This is a genomic window from Mycobacterium sp. 852014-52144_SCH5372336 (assembly GCF_001665615.1).
Classification (GTDB): domain Bacteria; phylum Actinomycetota; class Actinomycetes; order Mycobacteriales; family Mycobacteriaceae; genus Mycobacterium; species Mycobacterium neumannii_A.
Window position 1 is genome coordinate 1 of sequence record NZ_LZSW01000053.1, and the last position, 23,727, is coordinate 23,727.

The window sequence follows — 23,727 nt, forward strand, 5'->3', positions numbered from 1 at the left end:
TTGCTCGGGAGAGCGTCTGTCAGTTCATGTTCCACGGCTCGCCGTAGGTGGTGACGCTGTCACCGGACGACGAGATCAGTCGCGCGAACGGACGCAACAACACACCACCGGCAGCGCCGGTGACCGTGCCGTGCGCATTGGACACCGCCACACCGCCGTTGGCGCCGGCCACGTCCACCGAGAAGGTCGCAACCTCCTGGATACCCGGGCCGTTACCGAGATCGGCGCTGATCGACACACCCGGGAAGAAGTTCGGGGTGGTGATGAAGCCGTTATTGGGGTCCAGATACCCCGCCGGGTTGAGCGGCGCCTGGTCGAAAAGCACGTTCGGGGTGGTGTAGCTGAAGTTGATACCCACGCCCAGCGACCACGGGAAGCCGATCTGATAGCCCAGCTCCAGGGTGCCCTCGAACTCATCAGCACCCGGACCGGCCACAATGTACTTCGCCCGGCCACTGTGGAACCACTCACGAGTCAGCCGGTTGCGGTCAAGAGGAAACACACCATTGAGGAAGGTGTCCCACTGCTGAATCGTCAGCGTCCGATCCTTGCCGTCAACCAGGCTCAACTCATTGTCCAACCCCGCGTGAGAGGTGCCCGAACTCACGAACAACGACGCGAGGGCTCCGGCAATCGCCAAAACCAGCGCCATCAGCACCCGACCCAAAACCTTCATAATCTCCCTAGCTATGTCGGCGGTCAGCCTACGGCTCACCGTGCTCTGCAGTTGGCGCCTGGCACACCTCTGGTCCCAGCGGCGCGAAGCCTCTGCGACCAGACGAGAGATCTCACTTGTCGCTGTTACGTGCTGTTCATCGTTTGCGACACGAGGAACATAACGGTCGGGCAGGAACCCGGCAACGGGAGATCGCTGTACGAGTGCGGAACGTTACCGGACCTGCCGGTTTGCCGAGGAGTCAGCCGGGTACTGGTCGGCGGCCGGTCTTCTGCGCGCAGCGTGGACCGATCGGTCGGGTGGGGAAAGGGCCGGCGCCGCTGCGCTTGAAAATGCGACAAAGCTGGCCGCGCGTACCGGCTCGATGAGTCAATTGTGATGCGGCGGACGATTTTCGCGTATCCAACGCTCGCGCTCGGCGTCCTCGTCGGCCGTCGGGTCGTCGCGCTCATCGCCCGAAATTCTCGGGATGACCTCGCCGAACACGTCATCGATCGATTCGCGGTCAGGCTTCGGCCGCTCACCCACGGGGACGCCCGATTGTGATTAAGATCACATTTCCGATCTTTCGGCGAGTCGGGTCAGATGTCGAGGCTCGATAGCTGGCCGATGATCTGGACCGCGAGCGGATTGAGGGTCGCCATGCCGTCGCGGACCGCCGCGCGGGAACCGGCAAGGTTGACCACCAGGGTGCTGCCCGAGATGCCGGCGAGGCCACGGGAAACGCCCGCATCGATCATCCCCGCGGACAACCCCGAGGCGCGCAAGGCCTCCGAGATGCCGAGCAGTTCACGGTCGAGAATGTCGCGGGTGGCTTCGGGCGTCACGTCGCGGGGGGTGACACCCGTTCCGCCGACCGACACCACGAGGTCCACCCCGCCGATGACCGCGGTGTTCAGAGCGTTGCGAATCTCGACCTCGTCGGACGACACGACGACGACCCCGTCGACGACGAACCCGGCCTCCGTGAGCAGTTCGGTGACCAGCGGACCGCTGTGGTCCTCTTCGTCGCCGTGTGCGGTGCGGTCGTCGACCACGACGACCAGTGCTCGGCCCACCAACTCCCCTGGCTGCTCCATGACTGCAACCGTATATGCGGCCCGTGACAGCGGCGCGGCCACTCTCAGGGTGCTCACGTCGGTCGGCGTCATCACTGCTGTGCCTTACCCAGCGTGACCTGGACCGACTTCGGCTTGCCCGACGGGTCGAGATACGACAGCGTGACCTTTTCCCCAGGCGCCCTGGAGCGGATGGCGGCGACCAGCGCATCGGCGCTGCCGATCACCCGGTCGTCGACCTTGGTGACCACGACCCCGCTGGGCAGCCCCGCCGCGGCAGCAGCGCCACCGTCGGTCACCTCGACGATCCGAGCGCCGTCGATGGACGCGTCGTTACCGACCTGCACGCCCAGCGAGGCGTGCGCCGCGGTGCCGTTTTTGATCAATTCGTCGGCGATCCTCTTGGCCTGGTCCACCGGGATCGCGAAGCCGAGGCCGATCGAACCGCTCTGCGCTTGAGGCCCGGCGTCGGCGCCCAGTGTGGCGATGGCGGAGTTGACGCCGATCAGCTCACCGTTCATGTTGACCAGTGCGCCACCGGAGTTTCCGGGGTTGATCGCCGCATCGGTCTGGATCGCGTCCAGGACGGTGTTCTGATTACGAGCGTCGCCGCTGGCGGCGACCGGACGGTTCAGCGCGCTGATGATCCCGGTCGTGACGGTGCCCTCGAGGCCGAGCGGTGAACCGACGGCGACCACGTCCTGACCCACCTGCAGGTTGGCCGACGAACCGATCGTGATGGGGGTGAGGTCGGAGACGCCCTGAGCCTTCACTACCGCGATGTCGCTACTCGGGTCGGTGCCGATGACGGTGAACGGGGCGCTGCGACCGTTCGAGAAGGTCACCTTGGTCTGGGCCCCGCCCGGGCCCGTTGAGGGGCCACCGGGGCCTCCGGGACCGCCCTGGGCCGCCGACACCACGTGGTTGTTGGTCAGGATCAATCCGTCGGTGGACAGGATGATGCCCGACCCCTCTTCGGATGCCCGCCCCATGTCCGTTTCGAGCTTGACGACGCTCGGAACCACCTTCGCCGCGACTTGCTCCACCGAACCCACCGGCAGGCTGGCGGCGGGCACGCTGGGCGCCGCGCCGTCGATCGATGACGATGCCGAGGGCCGGTCGGGCTGCGCCAGCAGCGCCACCCCGCCGCCGATGCCGGCCGACACGACCGCTACGGCAAGCGCTCCAGCCGTCAATGCCCCTGCGCGGGAACGCTTTTGCGGCGGCTGACCGGGCAGCGGCTGAGCCGCGCCGCGGTAGGGATCGTAAGGCGCACGGAACTGCTGCTGGGTCGGATGCTGGTGAGCCACCTGATGCTGCGTCGCATAGCGCCAGTCGTAGGGCTGCTGCTGGTACGGGCCGGGGCGCTGGGCGCCACCAGGGTAGCCGGGCGTCCCGTGCTCAGCGCCCATCGGCCGGCGGCCGGGCGGCGGGGGCGGCGAATACCTGGGGTGGTTCGTCATGTCGCTCGGGCTCTTCCTTTTCCCTCGTTCTTGGCGTGTTCCGGCCAAATGGACAACGTTCGACTCAGGTCAACAGTGCCCCGCCGGGCTGAGAATCCACTTAGAGAACGTTCGGTTGATACCCAAACTTCGTTCCCCCATTCCCGCCGCTGACAATCATCGTTGACATTCGTCCCCGCGCCGGGCTACTCGGCAGGGGCGTGTCGGGGAACGACCCACTCGGCGGCGTGCTCATGCGCGGGCCGCCCCGGCAGTACCACGTGCATCGATGTACCGGGTGGTTGCCCGCCCGCAACGGTGTCTTCGATTCGCAGCGAACCGCCGTGTTTGAGCACGACCTGCTTCACGATCGCCAACCCGAGGCCCGAGCCCGACATCGACCGGGCCGTTGTGGACCGGTAGAACCGCTCGAACACGAGCGGACGCTCCTGGGGCGGAATGCCGGGGCCGTAGTCGGAGACCACCAACTCGGCGTTCATCGCGTCGATCTGCATCAGTCGGACCGTCACCAGTCCGCCGGGAGGGCTCCATTTCGCGGCATTGTCGAGCAGGTTGAGCACGGCGCGCGCCAAGCCGGCCGAGTCACCGTAGACCAGCCACGGTGTGGTCGTCGCCTCGAACTCGATGTCGTTGCGGCGGCGGCGAACTCGTTCCAGCGACCGGTCCACGATCTCGGCGACGTCGACCGTCTCGTGCACGGTGACACCCGCGTCATCTCGCGTCAGGTCCACCAGATCACCCACCAGTGTGGACAATTCCTCGATCTGGGCGATCACGTCGGCCCGCAGTTCGGCCATCTCGTCCTCCGGCAACCGCGGCGCACCGGGTGCCATCGACGCCATCAACAGCTCGACGTTCGTGCGCAATGACGTCAGCGGGGTGCGCAGCTCATGGCCGGCATCGGTCACGAGGCGGGCCTGGCGTTCGCGCGACTCCGCCAGCGCGCGCAACATCATGTTGAACGCCTCGGTGAGACGGGCGAGTTCGTCGCTGCCGAAGACCGGTATAGGCCGCAGGTCATCGGTGCGCGCGACGCGCTCGGCGGCCTGGGTCAACCGCGCCACAGGACGTAGGCCCGCACGCGCGACGGCACCACCCGCGATCGCGGCAACCGCAACCCCGATCCCGCCGACGATGATCAGCACGGTGCTCAACCGTCGGAGCAGCGCGGCGGTGGGGACCATGCTCTTGGAGATCAACAGCGAGCTGTCGTTGGACAGGTGCATCGCGAGCACCCGCTGATGATCGACGGTGCGCAGCGACATGATCAGATCCCCTCGCAGGACGGCCTTTTCGGGCTCGCCCAGGGGCAGCGTCTGCCCCTGTTGGTTGGCCGTGAAGATCGCTCGGCCGGGGATCACCAGCATCGCGTTGACGTCCGAGTACGCGGTGCCCTCGATGGCCTTACTCGGATCGGCTTGCAGCGAGCCGCTTTCCATGAGCAACCGCGCCCGGTTGCGCAGTTGGTTGTCGACGTCGTCGTACAACGCGCGCGACACCACCGCCCAGACCGCCACCGTGGTGAGGACGACGACCATCGCCACCATCGACATCGCCAGCAGCATCACGCGCCACCGCAGCGACACCGAACTGGTTCTCGACGGCGGTCGAGGCGATTCGGGTTGGGGCACAGCCCCGTAATTCGGAACAGACATCAGGGAGGTGTTTCGCGCAGCACATAACCCACTCCGCGTACGGTGTGGATCAGTCGCGGCTCTCCTTCGGCTTCGGTCTTGCGGCGCAGGTAACCGACGTACACCTCGAGGGCATTACCGGACGTCGGAAAGTCGAAGCCCCACACCTCTTCGAGGATGCGACTGCGCGTCAGCACCCGGCGCGGATTGGCGATCAGCATCTCGAGAAGCGCGAATTCGGTGCGGGTCAGGCTGATCTGACGTTGCCCCCTGGTGACCTCGCGGGTGACAGGATCGAGCGTCAGGTCGGAGAAGGTCATCGCGGCCGACTCCACGCCGTCGTCGGGGCCCGTGCGACGCAACAGCGCCCGCATCCGGGCCAACAACTCTTCGAGCGCGAAGGGCTTGGGCAGGTAGTCGTCGGCTCCGGCGTCGAGACCCGCGACCCGTTCGGAGACGGAGTCGCGCGCTGTCAAAACCAGGATCGGCAGGTCATCACCGGTGCTGCGGAGCTGACGGCACACCTCGAGGCCGTCCAGGCGCGGCATCATCACATCGAGCACCAGGGCATCGGGCCGATCGCTGGCGATTCGTTCCAGCGCCTCGACGCCGTCCCCGGCCAGTTCTACTGAGTATCCGTTGAATGAGAGCGAACGGCGCAGCGACTCGCGCACCGCGCGATCGTCGTCGACGACAAGTATGCGCACAGCCACAGTGTCAACCCCCTGTCTGAGAGTGACCTGAGAGGCGCGCCGGGACCCGGTGCGCCCGGCGCCGGGTTAGCGGCGGTCGAGGTCGATCAGGCCGAGGCGGGCGGCCTTGAGCAGTCGGCGCGGCACCTTGTGCTGCTGACCGGCGACGTTGACGCCCACGAGTTCCGTGCGCTTGGCCTTCCACTGCGCGCGCCGGCTACGGGTGTTCGCGCGCGACATCCTGCGCTTGGGCACAGCCATGGTCGAGATCTCCTCTTGAGGGGTGAGTCTGGCGCCGTGCGCGCGGTTAGGCGCCGGCAAGTGTCTTTCAGGATAGCCAACGACCTGCGTAGCCTCCAAAACAGCGGAAGTCGATGCCCCGAACCTTGACGCGGTACCGCTGGTCATCGTTAACCTACCGGTTGGTTGGCAGTGTCCGCGACGAAGGGAGCCCGCGTGATCTCCGCACGTGGTCCGGTCCGGATCGGCAACTGCTCGGGGTTCTATGGCGACCGGCTCGCGGCCATGCGCGAGATGCTCACCGGCGGCGATCTCGACTACCTGACCGGCGATTATCTCGCAGAGCTCACGATGCTGATCCTGGCGCGCGACCGCGCCAAGTCCGCTGACCGCGGCTACGCCAAGACGTTCCTGGCCCAGCTCGAGGAGTGCCTCGGCCTGGCACTCGACCGGGGTGTGCGCATCGTCACCAACGCCGGCGGGCTCAACCCGGCCGGGCTCGCCGACGCGGTGCGGGCGCTCGCAGACCGGTTGGGATTGACGGTCAACGTGGCACACGTCGAGGGTGACGACCTGCTCGAGCGCGCGGACGAGTTCGAGTTCGGCTCGGTCCTGGCAGCCAATGCTTACCTGGGCGCCTGGGGCATCGCCGAGTGCCTCGACTCCGGCGCCGACGTGGTGGTGACCGGGCGCGTGACCGACGCGTCCGTGACTGTCGGGCCGGCCGCGGCACACCACGGGTGGGATCGCACCGACTACGACCGGCTCGCCGGCGCGGTCGCGGCCGGCCATGTCATCGAATGCGGCGCCCAGGCCACCGGCGGCAACTACGCGTTCTTCGCCCGCGACTTTCCCGATCTCGGCGCTTTGACCCGGCCGGGGTTTCCGCTCGCCGAGATCCATTCGGACGGTTCCTCGGTCATCACCAAACACCCGGGCACCGACGGCGCGGTCACCGTCGACACCGTCACAGCACAACTGCTGTACGAGATCGGCGGGGCGCGCTACGCCAACCCCGACGCGACGCTGCGCGTCGACAGCATCGAGCTGTCCGGCGACGGACCGGACCGGGTGCGGATCTCCGGTGTGCGCGGTGAGCCGCCGCCGCCCACGCTGAAGGTCTCGCTCAACAGCATCGGCGGATTCCGCAACGAGATGACGCTCGTCCTGACGGGGCTCGACATCGAGGCCAAGGCGGAATTGGTGCGGCGCCAGCTCGAGACGGCCCTGACGGTCAAACCGGCCCAGCTCGAGTGGACCCTGGCGCGCACCGACCACCTCGACGCCGACACGGAAGAGGCCGCGAGCGCCCTGTTGCGCTGCGTGGTCCGTGACCCCGATCCCGAAAACGTGGGCCGCCAGTTCTCCTCCGCGGCAGTCGAACTCGCGTTGGCGAGCTATCCGGGCTTCCACGCCACCAGCCCGCCCTCGCAAGGGCAGGTCTACGGCGTGTTCAAGCCGGCCTACGTCGCTGCCGCCGAGGTGCCCCACGTCGCCGTGCACGCCGACGGTTCCCGTGTCGAGATACCGCCCGCGGGGGAGACTCTGGATCTGAGGCCCGTGCCGCCGGCCGCCCTCCCCGAGCCGATTCCGTTCGGCGAGACGAGACGCGCGCCTCTCGGCCTCGTTGCCGGCGCCCGCAGCGGGGACAAGGGCGGCAGCGCGAACATCGGCGTGTGGGTGAGGACCGACCGGCAGTGGCGGTGGCTCTCGCACATGCTGACTATCGACAAGTTGCGCGAACTCCTGCCCGAGACAGCGGATCTGCCGGTCTCGCGCTACGTGCTGCCCAACCTCCGCGCGGTCAACTTCGTCATCGAAGACATCCTCGGCGAGGGTGTCGCCTACCAGGCACGGTTCGATCCGCAGGCGAAGGGGCTCGGCGAATGGCTGCGCAGCAGGATCGTCGATATCCCAGAGGAGCTGTTGGCGTGAGCATTTGGCACACTCCCGAACGCGAACAACTGCGCAAGACCGTGCGCACGTTCGTCGAGCGTGAGGTGCTTCCCCATGTCGACGAGTGGGAACGCGACGGCGAGCTGCCGCGCGACCTGCACCTCAAGGCCGGCCAGGCCGGGCTGCTGGGCGCCGGTTTCCCCGAGGCGGTCGGCGGGGGCGGCGGCGACGGGGTCGACGCGGTGGTGATCTGCGAGGAGATGCATTACGCGGGCTCACCCGGTGGAGTGTTCGCCTCGCTGTTCACCTCGGGAATTGCCGTGCCGCACATGATCGCTTCGGGCGACGAGCGCTTGATCGACACGTATGTGCGGCCCACTCTGCGCGGCGAGAAGATCGGCAGCCTCGCGATCACCGAACCGGGCGGCGGCTCGGACGTCGGACACCTGACCACCCGCGCAGATCGCGACGGCGAGGACTACATCATCAACGGCGCCAAGACGTACATCACGTCGGGTGTGCGCGCCGACTACGTCGTGACCGCGGTGCGCACCGGCGGGCCGGGCGCGGCTGGAATCTCGTTGATTGTCGTGGACAAGGGGACTCCCGGATTTCAAGTCACCCGCAAGCTGGACAAGATGGGCTGGCGCTCCTCGGATACCGCCGAACTGTCCTACACCGACGTTCGGGTCCCCGCCGCCAACCTCGTCGGCGCGGAGAACTCGGGCTTCCTGCAGATCGCGGCGGCGTTCGTCTCCGAACGGGTCGGACTCGCCGCGCAGGCCTACGCCGGCGCGCAACGCTGCCTCGACCTCACCGTCGAGTGGTGCCGAAACCGGGAAACCTTCGGCCGCCCGCTGATCTCACGACAGCAGGTCCAGAACACGCTGGCCGAGATGGCGCGGCGGATCGACGTGGCACGGGTGTACACCCGCCACGTCGTCGAACGGCAGATCCATGGTGAGACCAACTTGATCGCCGAAGTGTGCTTCGCCAAGAACACCGCCGTCGAGGCCGGCGAATGGGTGGCCAACCAGGCCGTCCAACTGTTCGGCGGCATGGGCTACATGGCCGAGTCCGAGGTCGAACGTCAGTACCGCGACATGCGGATCCTCGGGATCGGTGGCGGCACAACCGAAATACTCACCTCCCTGGCCGCCAAGACGTTGGGATTCCAGTCATGACCGCTCTTCGATCCACGTTCGACGCCGCATCGCCCACGTTCGGTGAGGCGGCGGCCGCGATGACCGCCAAGATCGCCGAGCTCGACACCGAACACGCCAAAGCGCTGGCAGGCGGCGGCGAGAAGTATGTGCAGCGGCACCACGACCGCGGCAAGCTGACCGCCCGCGAGCGCATCGAGCTGCTGATCGACCCCGACTCACCGTTTCTGGAGCTGAGCCCGCTCGCCGCGTGGGGCAGCGACTTCACCGTCGGCGCCAGCGTGGTCACCGGCATCGGCGCGGTCGAGGGCGTCGAATGCTTGCTCGTCGCCAACGATCCCACCGTCAAGGGCGGCACCAGCAACCCGTGGACGTTGAAGAAGATCCTGCGCGCCAACCAGATTGCGTTACAGAACCGGCTGCCGCTGATCTCTCTGGTGGAGTCCGGTGGGGCGGACCTGCCGACACAGAAGGAGATCTTCATCCCCGGCGGGCAGATGTTCCGCGACCTGACCAGGTTGTCCGCGGCCGGCATTCCGACCGTCGCCCTGGTGTTCGGCAACTCGACCGCAGGTGGGGCCTACATCCCCGGCATGTCCGACCACGTCGTGATGATCAAGGAGCGGTCCAAGGTGTTTCTGGCCGGGCCGCCGTTGGTGAAGATGGCCACCGGCGAAGAAGCCGACGACGAGTCTCTCGGCGGAGCCGAAATGCACGCCCGCACCTCGGGTCTGGCCGACTACTTCGCGCTCGACGAGGCCGACGCCATCCGCATCGGACGGCGCGTCGTCGCCCGGCTGAACTGGCACAAGCGAGGCCCGAAGCCCGCACCGGTCGTCGAACCCCTCTACGACGCCGAAGAACTGGTCGGGATCGTGCCCGCGGATCTGCGCATCCCGTTCGATCCGCGCGATGTGATCGCCCGCGTCGTCGACGGGTCGGAATTCGATGAGTTCAAGCCGATGTACGGCTCGTCACTGGTGACGGGGTGGGCCAGGCTCTACGGCTACCCGATCGGCATCCTGGCCAACGCGCGCGGCGTCCTGTTCAGCGAGGAGTCGCAGAAGGCCACCCAGTTCATCCAGCTGGCGAACCGCTCGAACACCCCACTGTTGTTCCTGCACAACACGACCGGATACATGGTCGGCCGCAAGTACGAGGAAGGCGGCATGATCAAACACGGCTCGATGATGATCAACGCTGTGTCGAACTCGACCGTGCCGCACATCTCGCTGCTGATCGGAGCCTCGTACGGCGCGGGTCACTACGGAATGTGCGGCCGCGCGTACGACCCGCGGTTCCTGTTCGCCTGGCCCAGCGCCAAGTCCGCGGTGATGGGCGGAACACAGCTGGCGGGAGTGCTGTCGATCGTCAGCCGCGCTGCCGCCGAGGCCCGCGGCCAGGCCGTGGACGAGGACGCCGACGCCGCGCTGCGGGCCGCGGTGGAAGCACAGATCGACGCCGAGTCGCTTCCGATGTTCCTGTCGGGCAGGCTCTACGACGACGGAGTGATCGATCCCCGCGACACGCGCACCGTCCTTGGAATGTGTCTGTCCGCCATTGCCACTGGCCCGATCGAGGGGACGTCGAACTTCGGCGTCTTCCGGATGTGAGCGCGATGTCCTCCTCCCCCGAAACTGAACTTATGCGCGATATCTCCCGGATGTCTCGATCACATCTTCAGACTCGGCGCGGGAGAAGCACATGATCACTCGAGTTCTGGTCGCCAACCGCGGCGAGATCGCCCGTCGGGTGTTCGCGACATGCAGGAGACTCGGCATCGGCACGGTCGCCGTCTACACCGACCCCGACGAGCACTCCCCGCATGTCGGCGAGGCCGACGCGCGGGTACGCCTGAGCGGCCGCACCGGATACCTCGACGCCGATCAGCTGATCGCCGCGGCTGCGGCTTCAGGCGCCGACGCCGTCCATCCGGGATACGGATTCTTGTCGGAGAACGCCGATTTCGCGCGCGCGGTAGGTGAGGCGGGTCTGACGTGGATCGGACCGCCACCCGCAGCGGTGGCCGCGATGGGCAGCAAGATCGAGGCGAAGAAGATGATGGCCGCCGCGGGTGTCCCCGTACTCGACGAGCTGGACCCCGACGGCGTGACCTCCGACCAATTGCCCGTGTTGATCAAGGCTTCGGCGGGCGGCGGGGGCCGCGGTATGCGCGTGGTGCGTGAGTTGTCGGAGTTGCCGGGCCAAGTCGAAGCCGCCCGCAGGGAGGCGGCATCCGCATTCGGCGACCCGACGGTGTTCTGCGAGCGCTACCTGGCCAGCGGGCACCATGTCGAGGTTCAGGTGCTCGCTGACGAACACGGCACCGTCTGGGCGGTCGGCGAACGAGAGTGCTCGATCCAGCGGCGCCACCAGAAGATCATCGAAGAGGCGCCCTCGCCGCTCGTCGAGCGCACACCGGGTATGCGCGCCAAGCTGTTCGATGCCGCGCGGCTGGCCGCGTCTGCGATCGGCTACACCGGAGCGGGCACCGTGGAGTTCATGGCCGACGCGTCCGGCGACTTCTACTTCCTCGAGATGAACACCCGGCTGCAGGTCGAACACCCGGTGACCGAAGAAACCACCGGCCTGGATCTGGTGCAACTGCAACTGCTTGTCGCCGACGGGGGCAGGCTCGACGCCGAACCGCCGCAATCACGGGGCCATGCCATCGAGGCGCGCCTCTACGCCGAGGATCCGGCGAAGGGCTGGCAGCCGCAGGCGGGCACCGTGCGCCGGTTCGAGGTCCCGGCCAACGTCCGGGTGGATTCCGGGGTGGTCGACGGATCGGTGGTGTCGATCTTCTACGACCCGATGCTGGCCAAGGTGATCTCCTATGCGCCCCGCCGTCGCCAGGCGGCCACCATCCTCGCCGATGCACTGTTGCGCAGTCGCATTCACGGCGTGCGCACCAACCGTGATCTGCTCGTCAACGTGCTTCGTCATCCGGCGTTCCTCGACGGCGCCACCGACACCGCGTTCTTCGACACCCACGGGCTGGGAGCATTGTCGGCACCGCTCACCGACGACCGTACGGTCGCGTTGTCGGCAGTGGCCGCCGCCCTGGCCGATGCGGCCGAGAACCGCAGCGCTGCGACGGCATTCGCGGCGGCCCCCAGCGGTTGGCGCAATCTGGCGTCGGGCCACCAGATCAAGCGGTACGCGGACATCGGCGGCACCGAGCACGACGTCCGATACCGGTTCACCCGCTCGGGTCTCGAGTTGCCCGACCACGACGACGTGTCGCTCCTTTCGGCATCACCGACGCGGGTCGTGCTCACCGTGGCGGGCGTGGACCGACCGTTCGATGTGGCACGCTACGGCCAGGACGTGTTCGTCGACTCACCCTCGGGCCCGGTTCATCTCATCGCCAAACCGCGGTTCGGGAACCCCGACGACACCGTCGCACACGGCTCGTTGTTGGCGCCGATGCCCGGTTCGGTGCTGCGCGTCGGCGCCGCGGCCGGCGACACCGTCACCGCAGGCCAACCGCTGGTGTGGTTGGAAGCCATGAAGATGGAGCACACCGTCACCGCACCCAGCGACGGTGTGCTCGCCGAACTCAACGTCGAACCCGGTCAACAAGTCGACGTCGGATTCGTCATCGCCCGAGTCGTCGCCCGATCCGAAGGAGAACAGTGAGCAGTTTCGTCGAGAGCGAAGAGCAGCAGGCGTTACGCAAGTCGGTCGCCGCGATGGCCGCGAACTTCGGCCAGGACTACTACCTGGAGAAGGCGCGCGCCGACGAACACACCGACGAGTTATGGTCGGAGGCAGGCAAACTCGGGTTCATCGGGGTGAATTTGCCCGAGGAGTACGGTGGCGGCGGCGCAGGCATGTATGAGTTGTCGATCGTGATGGAGGAGATGTCGGCGGCGGGCTGCCCGTTGTTGCTGATGGTCGTTTCGCCCGCGATCAACGGCACCATCATCGCCAAGTTCGGCACCGACGACCAGAAGAAGCGTTGGCTGCCCGGCATCGCCGACGGGTCGATCACGATGGCGTTCGCGATCACCGAACCCGACGCCGGCTCCAACAGCCACCGCATCACCACCACCGCGCGCCGCGACGGCGCCGACTGGATCCTGTCCGGGCAGAAGGTGTACATCTCCGGCGTCGATCAAGCGCAGGCGGTGCTCGTCGTCGGCCGTGCCTATAAAGAGGGAGCCCACAAATCCGAATCTCTTCGCCCGGCGCTGTTCATCGTGCCGACCGACACAAAAGGGTTGAGCGCGACCAAGATCGAGATGGAACTGGTCAGCCCGGAGAACCAGTTCCAGCTCTTCCTCGATGAGGTCCGGCTGCCCGCCGACGCGTTGGTCGGCTCCGAGGACGCCGCGATCGCGCAGCTGTTCGCCGGCTTGAACCCCGAGCGCATCATGGGCGCCGCGAGCGCGGTCGGTATGGGCCGGTTCGCGATCAACAAAGCCATCGACTACGTCAAGACCCGTCAGGTCTGGAAGACACCGATCGGCGCCCACCAGGGGCTGTCGCACCCGTTGGCGCAGAACCATATCGAGATCGAACTGGCGAAGCTGATGATGCAGAAGGCGGCATCGCTCTACGACGCGGGAGACGACGTCGGTGCCGCCGAGGCGGCGAACATGGCCAAGTACGCCGCAGGTGAGGCCTCGGTGCGCGCGGTCGATCAAGCGGTGCAGTCGATGGGCGGCAACGGCCTGACCAAGGAGTACGGCATCGCCGCCGCGGTCACGGCGTCGAAGCTCGCCCGCATCGCGCCGGTCAGCCGGGAGATGATCCTGAACTTCATCGCGCAGACCTCGCTCGGGCTGCCCCGTTCCTACTGATGGGGCCGTACTGATGAGCGCACTGGTCGGTTATGCGGTCGACGGGGCCGTCGCCCGACTCACCCTCGACTCACCGGACAACCGCAACGCCTTGTCGACCGCGCTGGTCGAACAGCTGCACCAGGGCTTCACCGACGCCGTCGCCGATGCCGACGTGCGGGTCGTCGTACTGGGTCATACCGGCGGGACATTCTGTGCGGGAGCCGATCTCAGTGAAGCCGCCGGGCGGGATCCGGGTGACCTGGCCGTCGACCGAGCCCGTGAGATGACCCGGCTGCTGCGCCGCATCCTCGAGCTGCCGGTCCCGGTGGTGGGCGCCATCGACGGGCACGTCCGCGCCGGCGGTCTCGGGCTGGTCGGCGCATGCGACATCGTGGTGGCCGGCCGCCGAAGCACGTTCGCGCTGACCGAAGCACGCATCGGTGTCGCGCCCTCGATCATCTCGCTGACCCTGCTACCCAGGATGACCGGTCGCGCGGCGAGCCGCTACTTCGTCACAGGCGAGAAGTTCGGAGCCGCGGAGGCGGCCGACATGGGGCTGATCACGATCGCCTCCGACGATGTCGATGCCACCGTCGCCGAGTTGACCGCCGCGATCGGCAAGGCGTCGCCGCAGGGGTTGGCGACCTCGAAGGCGTTGGTCACAGCGCCCATCCTGGAATCCTTCGACCGTCGCGCCGAGGAGCTCACCGCGCAGAGCGCCCAGTTGTTTGTCTCCGAGGAGGCTCGCGAAGGCATGCTCGCTTTCCTCGAGAAGCGCCAGCCGAGGTGGGTGCACTGATGTCACGTACGGTTCTCGTCACCGGGGCAACGGGCACACTGGGCCACCGCGTGGTACCGGAGGCGATCGACGCCGGCCACGACGTTCGGGCGCTGAGCCGCAAAAGCCATGTGGGATACACCGGTGTGCACTGGGCCCAGGCCGACCTGGCCACGGGTGTGGGCCTGGACGCGGCGGTCGACGGTATCGAGGTCGTGGTCAACTGCGCGACGCAACCGATCGGCGACAAGGACGTCACGGCGATGCGCAACCTCGTGGCATCGGCCCGCCGGGCCGGCGTCGCGCACATCGTGCACGTGTCGATCGTCGGCATCGACCGCATTCCGCTGCCGTACTACCGCACGAAGCTGCGCGCCGAACAGGTCCTCGAGGCGTCCGGCGTCGGCCACACGGTGCTGCGGGCGACACAGTTCCACGATCTGATCCACACGATCTTCGCGCTGCAGCGGTACTCCCCCGTGATGTGGACGTTTCGCGGGGTTCGGTTTCAGCCCATCGACACCGCCGACGTCGCGGCTCGGCTGGTGGAACTGGCCGGCACCGAACCGGCGGGCAGGGCGCCCGACGTCGGTGGGCCCGAGGTGCACACCCACCCGGAGTTGGCGCGCATGTATCTCCAGGCCACGGCGAGCCGGCGCCGGACCCTTCCGGTGCCCGTGCCTGGACGAATCGGGAAGGCATTGCGGTCGGGCGCCAATCTGGTTCCGCAGAATCGGACGGGCGTGCTCGGGTTCGCCGAATTTCTGGCAGCCGGGCAATAAGTTCGCCCATCTAGATTCTTCGCCCTCGCGAGTCAGGGCACAGTTTGGCCTACTTGCTTGCATGTGCCACGGTTCGTCGTACGCTCGTATCCGATGAGCAATCCAGCGTCGCGGAGCGGTCCGATGCGTGCTGCTGACACCGATCGAATTCAGGTGGCACAGCTGCTCACTGATGCCGCCGCCCAGGGCCGACTTCAACTCAACGAGTACGAGGACCGTCTGACCAGGGCGTATGCCGCGCAGACGTACGACGAGCTGGACCGTTTGTCGGCTGACCTGCCCGGCGCGATCACCCGGGGGCGCAGCGGCGGCCCGTGCCGGCCTGCGCCGTCGACGATGCTGCTGGCGATCATGAGCGGCTTCGAGCGCCGCGGTCGCTGGAACGTGCCGAGGCGGATGACCACGTTCGCCCTCTTCGGCGGCGGAGTGGTGGATTTGCGGTACGCCGACTTCACCTCACCGGAGGTGGAAATCCACTCGTACTCGATCTTCGGCGGCCAGACGATCCTGGTGCCGCCGGAGGTCAACGTCGACCTGCGTGGCGTCGGTGTGATGGGCACCTTCGACCGGTCCGTGGAGGGTGAGGGCTCGCCTGGCGCGCCGTGCGTGTGCATCCGCGGCTTCTCCCTGTGGGGCCGAGTCGGCGTCAAGCGCAAGAAGCGCAAGGCCACCTGATCCCACCGGCGTCAACGTCGTCGGCGAGACCTCAGATAGTCGCCGACAACCGCGGCGCCCAGCCCGTCGAGGTCGGGCACCACCACGCGGCCCTCCACCCGCCGCGCCACCTGGTCGATGAACCGGGCCAGCCCCGGATCGTTGCCCAGCCGGAAGATCGTCACCTGCGCGCCGAGCGCGGCGACCTCGTCGAAGCCCTTGACCGTGTGGGCGATCGTCCTCGGATGCGGCGGGTAATCAAAGAACACAGCAGAAGAGCGGTCGTCGTTCGCGCCGCGCTCCAAGTGTGCCGTCGGCTCCCCGTCGGTGACGACGAGCACCACCGGCTGGGCGTTGGAGTGACGACGCAGATGGCGCGCGGCCAACGAGAGCGCATGGTGCAGGTTCGTGCCCTGCTCGTACACGCCCTCCAGGCCGGTGAGCTCGGCGGCCGTCACGGTTCGGGCATAGCGTCCGAACGCGATGATCTGTAACGCATCCGACCGGAACCGCGTGCTGACGAGATGGTTCAGCGCCAGCGCGGTGCGCTTCATCGGCAGCCACCTGTTCTCCATCACCATGGAGAACGACGTGTCGACCAGCAGCGCCACCGCCGCCTGGGTACGCGTCTCGGTCTCGGAGATCTCGACGTCCTCGACCGTGATCTGAATGGGTGAGCTCGGGCTCCGTTCCGGATTCCCGGCTTGGCGCAGCACCGCGTTGGTGAGGGTGCGCGTCACGTTCCACGGCTCGGTGTCGCCGAACGCCCACGGCCGGGTCGCGCCCGTCAGCTCGCCGGCCGCGCCCGCCCTGCGGGTGTCACGCTCACCGTGCCTACCCGAAAGCTGTTGCGCCACATCGCGCAGCGCCGTCTGCCCGAGCTGGCGCATCGCCTTGGGCGACAGCCGCCACTGGCCATCGGACCCGCGGTCCAGGAACCCCTGGTCCATCAGTGCCCGTTCCAGCTCGGCCAGCGTGCGCGCATCGACGGCGGCGTCCTCACCCAGCTGGCGGGCCAGCATGTCGAGGTCGACATCCTCCATCGTGGCCCCGGCATAACTCTGCGACAGCGCCTCGGCCAACTGCTCGAGTTCGGCGATGTCGGCCATCGCCTGAGCGCCCTCACCCATGCCGAGCGGGTTGTCCCCGGAGAAGTTCGACGAACCGCCCCAGTCCTCCCCGGGCCGGGCCGCCTGCAGATGGGAGTCGAGGCGGTTCAGCGCGTTCATCAGCGAGGGAGAACCGAATGCCTGTTGCGCCAACGCATCCAGCTCGGCGCGCTGCTCGGCGCTCAGGCTGTTGCGGAAGCGCTGGGCGGCCGCCGCACGTTGGGCCAGTGAATCCAGCAGTTCGTCGACATTGCGCGGGTTCTCCGGGAAGAACTCGCCGTGCTTGTTCATGAAGTCGTCGAAGTCTTCTTGGGAGTCCTCGCCCTTGGCGTGCTTGTCCAGCAACTCGTTGAGGTCGTCGAGCATCTCGTTGACCCGCTGCCGGTCCTCGTCGGTGGCGTTCTCCAGCGCCTGCTTCATACCCGCGAACCGCTGGTCGAGCATCTCGCGGCCGAGCAGATCCTTGATCTGCTCGTACTTCTCGCGTCCCTCGGGGCTTCGCCATTCGTAGTCCGACAGCTCCTGGACGGCCTTGGCAGGCGACGGCGGCAGCGACTCGATGCGCATCTCGTTGAACCGCGCGTCGTCGTCGAGGGCACGCGCCAACTCTTTGCGTTCGGCGAGCACCGCCTCGTCGAGGAGCTTCTTGACCTCGGCCAGTGTGCCGTCGAGGTTGTTGCGAGCCAATAACTCCCGGCGACGACGGTTGGCCTCGGCGGCGAGTTTGTCGGCGCCGCGCATGTTCTTGGTGCCGCGGCGCAACATCTCCGACAGCGCGCGGCGCGGCGAACTGCCCTCCATCACATCCTGGCCGATCTGCTCGAGTGCCTCGCGCAGATCGATCGGGGGCGCCAGCGGGTCGGGCCCGCCGGTGTATCGCGAATACCGCGAGATGTGTCTAGCCATAGGTCGTTTCGCCCTCGTCGGACACCTTGTCTATCCGCTTGGCCAGATACAGCGCCTCGAGTGCCAGCTCCACCGCGGCCGCTCGCTGCCCGTCGGACTTCGCGTCAAGTCGCTTCTGGATCTCGGCGATCGCGGGCACCTCCGGCACCGCGGCCAGCACCTCGCGCGCCGAGACCCGCTCACCGGTGGTGACGGCCGAGCCGTTCTCGATCGCGACCACCAGCGGTCCGACGTCGATGCCGCCGAGCAGCCGCTGCGCGGTGTCCGCGGTGGCCCGACGCAGCAAGTGCTCGAGCACCGCCTGCTCGCGACCCTCCTCGCCGGACTCGAACTCGAGCTTGCCGCGCAGCACGTCGACGACCGAGCCCAGGTCGACCACGCGGGCCACCGGCTCCTGTTCCCCGAGCACCGCCGACCGGTGACGCGCGGCCGCGGCGACGGTCTCGGCCGCGGCGATCGCGAAGCGCGCCGAAACCCCTGAGCGCTGGTCGATCGACCGCGACTCGCGCAGATAACGGGCGAACCGTGCCAACACCTGGATCAGGTACTCAGGCACCTCGGCGGCCAGGTGCGCCTCTTGGGTGATGACGCCGACCTCCGCCTCGAGCTCGAGAGGGTAGTGCGTACGGATCTCGGCGCCGAACCGGTCCTTGAGCGGGGTGATGATCCGGCCGCGGTTGGTGTAGTCCTCGGGGTTGGCGCTGGCGACCACGAGGACGTCGAGCGGCAACCGCAACGTGTACCCGCGAACCTGGATGTCGCGCTCCTCCATCACGTTGAGCATCGACACCTGGATGCGCTCGGCGAGGTCGGGCAGCTCGTTGATCGCGACGATGCCCCGATGTGCCCTCGGGATCAAGCCGAAGGCGATGGTCTCCGGATCGCCGAGGCTGCGGCCCTCGGCCACCTTGATCGGGTCGATGTCGCCGACCAGGTCGGCCACGCTGGTGTCGGGGGTGGCCAGCTTCTCGGTGTAGCGCTCGCTGCGGTGCCGCCACGCGATCGGCAGGTCGTCGCCCGAGTCCGCCGCGCGCCGGATGGACTCGGGGGTGATCGGGTCGTACGGGTGCTCGCCCAGCTCCGAACCGGCGATCACCGGGGTCCACTCGTCGAGTAGACCCGTCAGCGCGCGCAGCAGCCGGGTCTTGCCCTGCCCGCGTTCGCCGAGCAGCACCACGTCGTGGCCTGCGATCAGCGCCCGCTCCAGCTGCGGAATGACGGTGTCCTCGAAGCCGAGGATGCCCGGCCACGCGTCGCGTCCCTCCGCCAGAGCGGCCAGCAGGTTGTCCCGGATTTCGTGCTTGACGCCCCGCTCGCGATGGCCCGAGGCCCTCAGCTCGCCGACGGTGCGGGGTAGATCTTGGGGTTGAGTCACCACTCCAAGCTACGACGTGTCTCGCGAGCGTGCGGATTTCCCATGCCTGCGAGGCTCGCATCCGCCCACTTCTGTACGCTCGCCGCCTCGACTCAGCCCGCCGACGGCGGCAGAAGTTGGAACCCGTCGAGGATCGTCTGGCTGTCCCGCTGATACGTCGGGTCCTCGGGGACCAGTGTCTGGACGGTCACGCTGACCGCGAAAGTCCGTCCTTCGGTGCGCATCACCGCGCCGAGCGCGACGGCCGGATGCGGCGCGACGTTGCCCATCACCGGCATCTGGTAGCCGAACATCCTGGCGGGCACCCCGCACACCGTGCCCTCGGTCTCGCGAACGTCCGTGGCGCCGATGCCCGACTCGAGCGCGTCGCGCATGTTGGTGAAAACCAGGCCCGCGTCCTGCACACCGGGCGCGCTCTCGAGCGTCACCACGACGTTGGGCGTGAACCCCTGCGCGGTCAGGTCGTCGTTGCGCATGGCGAAGCGGATCAGTTCCGAATCCATCATCGTGGTCCGCTCCCACCCCGGCGGCGTCGGAATCCTCATCACCGGCTCGTTGTCGTTCTTGGCCGGGATCGTCGTCAATGGGTCGTCGACGGCCTCGCATTGCGACGAGTCGAGTCCGCCGGAATCGGCCGCCGCCGACAGGTCCGCACCCGCGACAGCGCGTGCGTCGTCGACGGTCCGCGTGCAGGAGACCAGCACAAAGATCGCCAGCAGCAGGGCGGCGGCGGTGCGCGACGCAGTGAACATGCTGTGCAACATAGCCACCTCCCGCCGTCTTCGGCCCAGATCAACCAGACGTCAGTGCGCGAAGTGACGTGCACCGGTGAGGTAGAGCGAGATACCCGCTCTGGCAGCGGCTTCGGTGACCTGCTCGTCGCGAACGGAACCGCCCGGGTGGACGATCGCCTTGACGCCGCCTTGGGTCAGCACCTCCAGCCCGTCGGGGAACGGGAAGAACGCGTCGGAGGCGGCGACCGCGCCGCGTACCCGGTCGCCGGCCCGCTGCACCGCGAGCCGGGCCGCATCGACTCGGTTCACCTGACCCATGCCGACACCGACGGTGGCGCCGTCCGCAGCGACGACGATCGCGTTCGACTTGACCGCCCGGCACACCCGCCACGCGAACATCAGGTCCGCCAATGTCGCCGGATCGGCGGGCTCGCCGGTGGCCAGGGTCCAATTGAGCGGGTCGTCGCCGTCAGCGGTGAACTCGTCGCGCTGCTGTACCAGTAAGCCACCGCTGACCTGGCGGAACTCGGTGCCCCCCGGCTGCGGTTCGGAGGCCACCAACACCCGGATGTTCTTCTTACGGGTGAGCACGTCCACCGCGCCGGCTTCGTAAGCGGGCGCGATGATCACCTCGGTGAAGATGTCGGCAACGGTCTCGGCCATCTCGACCGACACCGCGGTGTTGGCCGCGATCACACCGCCGAACGCCGACAGCGGATCGCATTCGTGAGCTTTGCGGTGTGCGTCGGCCACCGACTGCGACGAGATCGCGATACCGCACGGGTTGGCGTGTTTGATGATCGCCACGCAGATCTCGGGGTGGTCGAAGGCGGCCCGCCAGGCGGCGTCGGCGTCGGTGTAGTTGTTGTAGGACATCTCCTTGCCGTGCAACTGCTCGGCCTGCGCCAGGCCCGGCCACCCGGCGTCGTCGCGGTAGAGCGCGGCCTGCTGATGGGGGTTCTCGCCGTAACGCAGCACGGTGCTGCGCCGCCACGTGCCGCCCACCCACGCGGGCAGCTTCTGAGCCGGCTCCTCCGGCGCGAGCACGGCACCCATCCAGGAGGCGACGGCGACGTCATATTCGGCTGTGTGCCGAAACGCCAGAGATGCCAAGATTTTTCGTTCGGCCAGCGTGAACCCGCCGGAGCGCACCGCGGCGAGCACACCGTCGTAGCCCAGCGGGTCGACGACCACCGCGACGCTGGGGTGGTTCTTCGCGGCGGCCCGAACCATCGACGGGCCGCCGATGTCGATCTGCTCGACGCATTCGTCGATGCTCGCGCCGGAGGCCACGGTCTCGGCGAAGGGGTACAGGTTGACCACGACGAGTTCGAAGGCCTCGACACCGAGATCGGCCAGCGCCGAGACGTGTTCGGGCTTGCGCTGATCGGCGAGCAGCCCGGCGTGCACATGAGGGTGCAGGGTCTTGACCCGCCCGCCGAGCACTTCGGGGAAGCCGGTGACCTCTTCCACAGGTGTCACCGGAACATCTGCGGCGGCAATGGTTTTCGCGGTCGACCCAGTGGAGACGATGCTGACCCCGGCTTCGTGCAACCCGCGGGCCAGCTCGGCGAGGCCGGTCTTGTCGTAGACGCTGATCAGCGCCCGCCTGATCGGCCGCTTGCCCTCGGTCATCCCAATGTCGCCTTTCGTCCCGTCCAGGTCACACCGCGGACAGCCACCGCGGCCAGTATCTCGGCCAGAAGTCGCCGTTCGACGACCTTGATCCGTTCGTGCAGTGTCGCCTCGTCGTCGTCGTCGAGGATGGGCACCGCCTCCTGCGCCAACACCGGGCCCGTGTCGGTTCCCGCGTCGACCAGATGCACGCTGCAGCCGGTCACCTTGACGCCGTAGGCAAGCGCATCGGCCACCGCATGCGCGCCGGGAAAGGCGGGCAGCAGCGCCGGATGTGTGTTGATGATGTGGCCCATGAACCGCGAGAGAAAATGCGGCCCAAGGATTTTCATGAACCCAGCGGAGACGATCAGGTCGGGCTCGTATGCGGCGGTGGCGTCGGTGAGCGCGGCGTCCCACGCCGCGCGGTCTGGGTAGTCGCGCAGTCGCACGGTGAAGGACGGAACCGAGGCGGCCGCGGCGATGTCGACGGCAGCGCAGTCGCGGTCCACACCGACGGCGACGATCGATGCGGGGTATTCGCCGGCGGTGGCGTCCAGCAGCGACTGCAGCAGCGACCCGGTCCCCGACGCCAGCACGACGACCCGCGCAGGAACCTTCGGCGGTACGCGGAGGGGTTGCTGCACGCCTGGCAGCCTAATGGGTGCCGGGCGGACCGTCGTCGTCCGCCATGAAGTGCTCTTCGGGGTCCTCGACGATGTCGCTCGCGGTGTCGTTCGGCAGGTCCGCGGGGGTGTCGGCCTGGTCGGGGGCTCCGGCGCCCGCCGGATCTGCAGGTTCGGCTTCGAGTGCCTCGTCGCTGACGACCTCGGGACCGGGTTCCGGTTCGGCGTCGTCTAATTCCGGCTCGGGTTCGGGCTCGGCGGCTACCTCAGCCCCCACGTCCGGGTCCGGGTCGACGACGGGGCCAGGGTCGACCACCGCCTTGGGCGCCCGCGGCCTGCGGGCCACGCCGCCGGCCATCACCACCGTCAACGCACCGATTCCGGCGAACCACAGGAACACCGCGGGCCCGAAGGTCGTCTGATCGACGCCGACGTCGCCGAAGTTGCCCAGCCGCCCACCACCGGCATAGCCGAGCAGCGCCATGGTGAGCGCGGCCAGCGCCGACGCAACGAGCAGTTTGCCCATCGCCGGGCCCAGCGGAAGCGGACGTCGCGCGCACTGCTGCCCGACCGCCACCGCCGAGGCCGCCGCGACGATGAGCAACGCCACCCATACCGGGCCCAGCGGCGGCGAGGGGACCGCAGCCAGCACCGGAAGCGCCGGAATGTCGCCGCCGAAGACGGTGAAGGAGCTGAAGGTGGCGAGCCCGACGTGCGCGCTCGACCCGACCGCCACCGCAGCCGTTCCGACCAGCACGTTCGGGATGTAGAGCACCGACAGCACCGTCAGGCTGAACTGTCCGAACATCGAGTCGGTGATCGAGTAGAGCTCGTCCATCGTCGACCAGTGCACAACCAGCGAACCCGCCATCACCACACCCGACAGGCCGACGAGCGCGAGCACACCCGCGACCGCGGCGCGGACCGCGTCCGGCAGCCAGGCGGGCAGCGAAGCACGGCCCGAGGTCGGGGCCATCAGCCGCGCGCCGATCCGGGACCCGACGCCGACCACCGCGCCGATCGCATGTACGGCCAGCACGCCACCGAAGGCGCGCAACGCGTGCGGGGTCTGCAGTTCGGTGAGCACCGAGGCCGCGTCGTGGACAACGGCCAGCGCGATCGCCGCGATCAGCAGCGGGCCGCCCAATGCCGAGGCCACCACCCAACGCGTCACGAACCACGAGGCGTTCGGACTGGTCGCCGCCGCGGTCGTGCGCGCCGTGCCCCACACCATCGCCAGTGCGGGCATCAGCGGCAACACCCCGAGCTCGGCGCCGCCGATGGACACCGGCACCAGGTGCACGCCGAGCCACATGCTCGCGGTCGCGCCGAGGGCGCCGGTCATGTCGCTGTTGGCGATCAGCAGTTGCAGCAACACGATCGCCGCGATGACGACAAGCGCCACCAACGACGGCCCGAACGCGACCCGAAGCAGCTCACGCGCCTGGCGTGCGCCGACTGGCCGTTGATCCACTGGTTGAGCCGCTCCTCAGTCAGGCTGCCGTGCGGCGGTGACGCACGCGCGGCTCAGACTACT

The 23,727-nt window shown here is 67.9% G+C and carries 21 protein-coding genes; 8 read left to right on the top strand and 13 right to left on the bottom strand.

Annotated features, from left to right (window positions below; translation table 11 throughout):
* Window positions 1-19: 19 nt before the first annotated feature.
* From A5759_RS16175 to rpmF, 7 genes are all read right to left on the bottom strand, one after another.
* Window positions 20-676 carry an MspA family porin gene (locus A5759_RS16175; protein ID WP_068199409.1) on the bottom strand — a complete coding sequence of 219 codons (657 nt, stop codon included), beginning with the start codon at window positions 674-676 and terminating at the stop codon, window positions 20-22.
* A 369-nt stretch (window positions 677-1,045) separates the two neighbouring features.
* Window positions 1,046-1,204, bottom strand: coding sequence for a hypothetical protein (locus A5759_RS26145; protein WP_197506069.1), 159 nt, complete (start codon window positions 1,202-1,204; stop codon window positions 1,046-1,048).
* A gap of 53 nt (window positions 1,205-1,257) precedes the next feature.
* Window positions 1,258-1,803: a molybdenum cofactor biosynthesis protein B gene (locus A5759_RS16180; RefSeq protein WP_094286979.1), complete on the bottom strand. Its 546-nt coding sequence runs from the start codon at window positions 1,801-1,803 to the stop codon at window positions 1,258-1,260.
* A 23-nt stretch (window positions 1,804-1,826) separates the two neighbouring features.
* Entirely contained in the window at window positions 1,827-3,197 is a 1,371-nt protein-coding gene (locus A5759_RS16185; RefSeq protein ID WP_068199411.1) for a trypsin-like peptidase domain-containing protein, read from the bottom strand.
* Window positions 3,198-3,382: 185 nt separating this feature from the next.
* Window positions 3,383-4,852, bottom strand: coding sequence for a HAMP domain-containing sensor histidine kinase (locus A5759_RS16190; protein WP_068199414.1), 1,470 nt, complete (start codon window positions 4,850-4,852; stop codon window positions 3,383-3,385).
* Window positions 4,852-5,538 (bottom strand): response regulator transcription factor, encoded by a 687-nt coding sequence (locus tag A5759_RS16195; protein WP_064399516.1) that lies wholly within the window; start codon window positions 5,536-5,538, stop codon window positions 4,852-4,854. The genes A5759_RS16190 and A5759_RS16195 overlap by 1 nt, the downstream gene beginning before the upstream one ends.
* A 72-nt stretch (window positions 5,539-5,610) precedes the next feature.
* On the bottom strand, window positions 5,611-5,784 hold the full coding sequence (rpmF, locus tag A5759_RS16200) for a 50S ribosomal protein L32 (RefSeq protein WP_064350598.1): 174 nt from the start codon (window positions 5,782-5,784) through the stop codon (window positions 5,611-5,613).
* 198 nt (window positions 5,785-5,982) lie between these two features.
* On the opposite strand from rpmF, the gene A5759_RS16205 reads away from it, so the two are divergent.
* The 8 genes from A5759_RS16205 (at window position 5,983) to A5759_RS16240 (ending at window position 15,847) form a co-directional block, all read left to right on the top strand.
* Window positions 5,983-7,698 carry an acyclic terpene utilization AtuA family protein gene (locus A5759_RS16205; RefSeq protein WP_255392530.1) on the top strand — a complete coding sequence of 572 codons (1,716 nt, stop codon included), beginning with the start codon at window positions 5,983-5,985 and terminating at the stop codon, window positions 7,696-7,698.
* The gene (locus tag A5759_RS16210) at window positions 7,695-8,843 is read left to right on the top strand and encodes an acyl-CoA dehydrogenase family protein (protein ID WP_068199415.1); all 1,149 of its coding nucleotides are present in this window, start codon (window positions 7,695-7,697) and stop codon (window positions 8,841-8,843) included. The genes A5759_RS16205 and A5759_RS16210 overlap by 4 nt, the downstream gene beginning before the upstream one ends.
* Complete coding sequence (locus tag A5759_RS16215; RefSeq protein WP_068199417.1) at window positions 8,840-10,435, top strand: acyl-CoA carboxylase subunit beta; 1,596 nt, start codon at window positions 8,840-8,842, stop codon at window positions 10,433-10,435. The genes A5759_RS16210 and A5759_RS16215 overlap by 4 nt, the downstream gene beginning before the upstream one ends.
* A 91-nt stretch (window positions 10,436-10,526) precedes the next feature.
* Window positions 10,527-12,464 (top strand): biotin carboxylase N-terminal domain-containing protein, encoded by a 1,938-nt coding sequence (locus A5759_RS16220; protein WP_068199418.1) that lies wholly within the window; start codon window positions 10,527-10,529, stop codon window positions 12,462-12,464.
* Window positions 12,446-13,630 carry an acyl-CoA dehydrogenase family protein gene (locus tag A5759_RS16225; protein ID WP_255392531.1) on the top strand — a complete coding sequence of 395 codons (1,185 nt, stop codon included), beginning with the start codon at window positions 12,446-12,448 and terminating at the stop codon, window positions 13,628-13,630. The genes A5759_RS16220 and A5759_RS16225 overlap by 19 nt, the downstream gene beginning before the upstream one ends.
* Window positions 13,631-13,643: 13 nt before the next feature.
* Window positions 13,644-14,411, top strand: a complete 768-nt coding sequence (locus tag A5759_RS16230) for an enoyl-CoA hydratase family protein (RefSeq protein WP_068199422.1) — start codon at window positions 13,644-13,646, stop codon at window positions 14,409-14,411.
* Window positions 14,411-15,172, top strand: a complete 762-nt coding sequence (locus tag A5759_RS16235) for an SDR family oxidoreductase (protein ID WP_068199559.1) — start codon at window positions 14,411-14,413, stop codon at window positions 15,170-15,172. Before A5759_RS16230 ends, A5759_RS16235 begins: the two co-directional genes overlap by 1 nt.
* Before the next feature lie 93 nt (window positions 15,173-15,265).
* On the top strand, window positions 15,266-15,847 hold the full coding sequence (locus A5759_RS16240; RefSeq protein ID WP_066841589.1) for a DUF1707 domain-containing protein: 582 nt from the start codon (window positions 15,266-15,268) through the stop codon (window positions 15,845-15,847).
* Window positions 15,848-15,858: 11 nt separating this feature from the next.
* Here the strand turns inward: A5759_RS16240 and A5759_RS16245 are convergent, their stop codons facing one another.
* From A5759_RS16245 to A5759_RS16270, 6 genes are all read right to left on the bottom strand, one after another.
* A complete protein-coding gene (locus tag A5759_RS16245; protein WP_068199424.1) occupies window positions 15,859-17,841 on the bottom strand; it encodes a VWA domain-containing protein in 1,983 nt (660 codons plus the stop codon).
* Window positions 17,834-19,216 carry a sigma 54-interacting transcriptional regulator gene (locus tag A5759_RS16250; protein ID WP_068199560.1) on the bottom strand — a complete coding sequence of 461 codons (1,383 nt, stop codon included), beginning with the start codon at window positions 19,214-19,216 and terminating at the stop codon, window positions 17,834-17,836. The genes A5759_RS16245 and A5759_RS16250 overlap by 8 nt, the downstream gene beginning before the upstream one ends.
* A gap of 92 nt (window positions 19,217-19,308) precedes the next feature.
* The gene (locus A5759_RS16255) at window positions 19,309-19,968 is read right to left on the bottom strand and encodes a hypothetical protein (RefSeq protein WP_068199562.1); all 660 of its coding nucleotides are present in this window, start codon (window positions 19,966-19,968) and stop codon (window positions 19,309-19,311) included.
* Window positions 19,969-20,019: 51 nt separating this feature from the next.
* Window positions 20,020-21,585: a bifunctional phosphoribosylaminoimidazolecarboxamide formyltransferase/IMP cyclohydrolase gene (gene purH / locus A5759_RS16260; protein WP_068199425.1), complete on the bottom strand. Its 1,566-nt coding sequence runs from the start codon at window positions 21,583-21,585 to the stop codon at window positions 20,020-20,022.
* Window positions 21,582-22,211, bottom strand: coding sequence for a phosphoribosylglycinamide formyltransferase (gene purN, locus A5759_RS16265; protein ID WP_068199427.1), 630 nt, complete (start codon window positions 22,209-22,211; stop codon window positions 21,582-21,584). The genes purH and purN overlap by 4 nt, the downstream gene beginning before the upstream one ends.
* A 10-nt stretch (window positions 22,212-22,221) precedes the next feature.
* Complete coding sequence (locus A5759_RS16270) at window positions 22,222-23,664, bottom strand: DUF6350 family protein (RefSeq protein WP_068199429.1); 1,443 nt, start codon at window positions 23,662-23,664, stop codon at window positions 22,222-22,224.
* Between the last annotated feature and the right edge of the window lie 63 nt (window positions 23,665-23,727).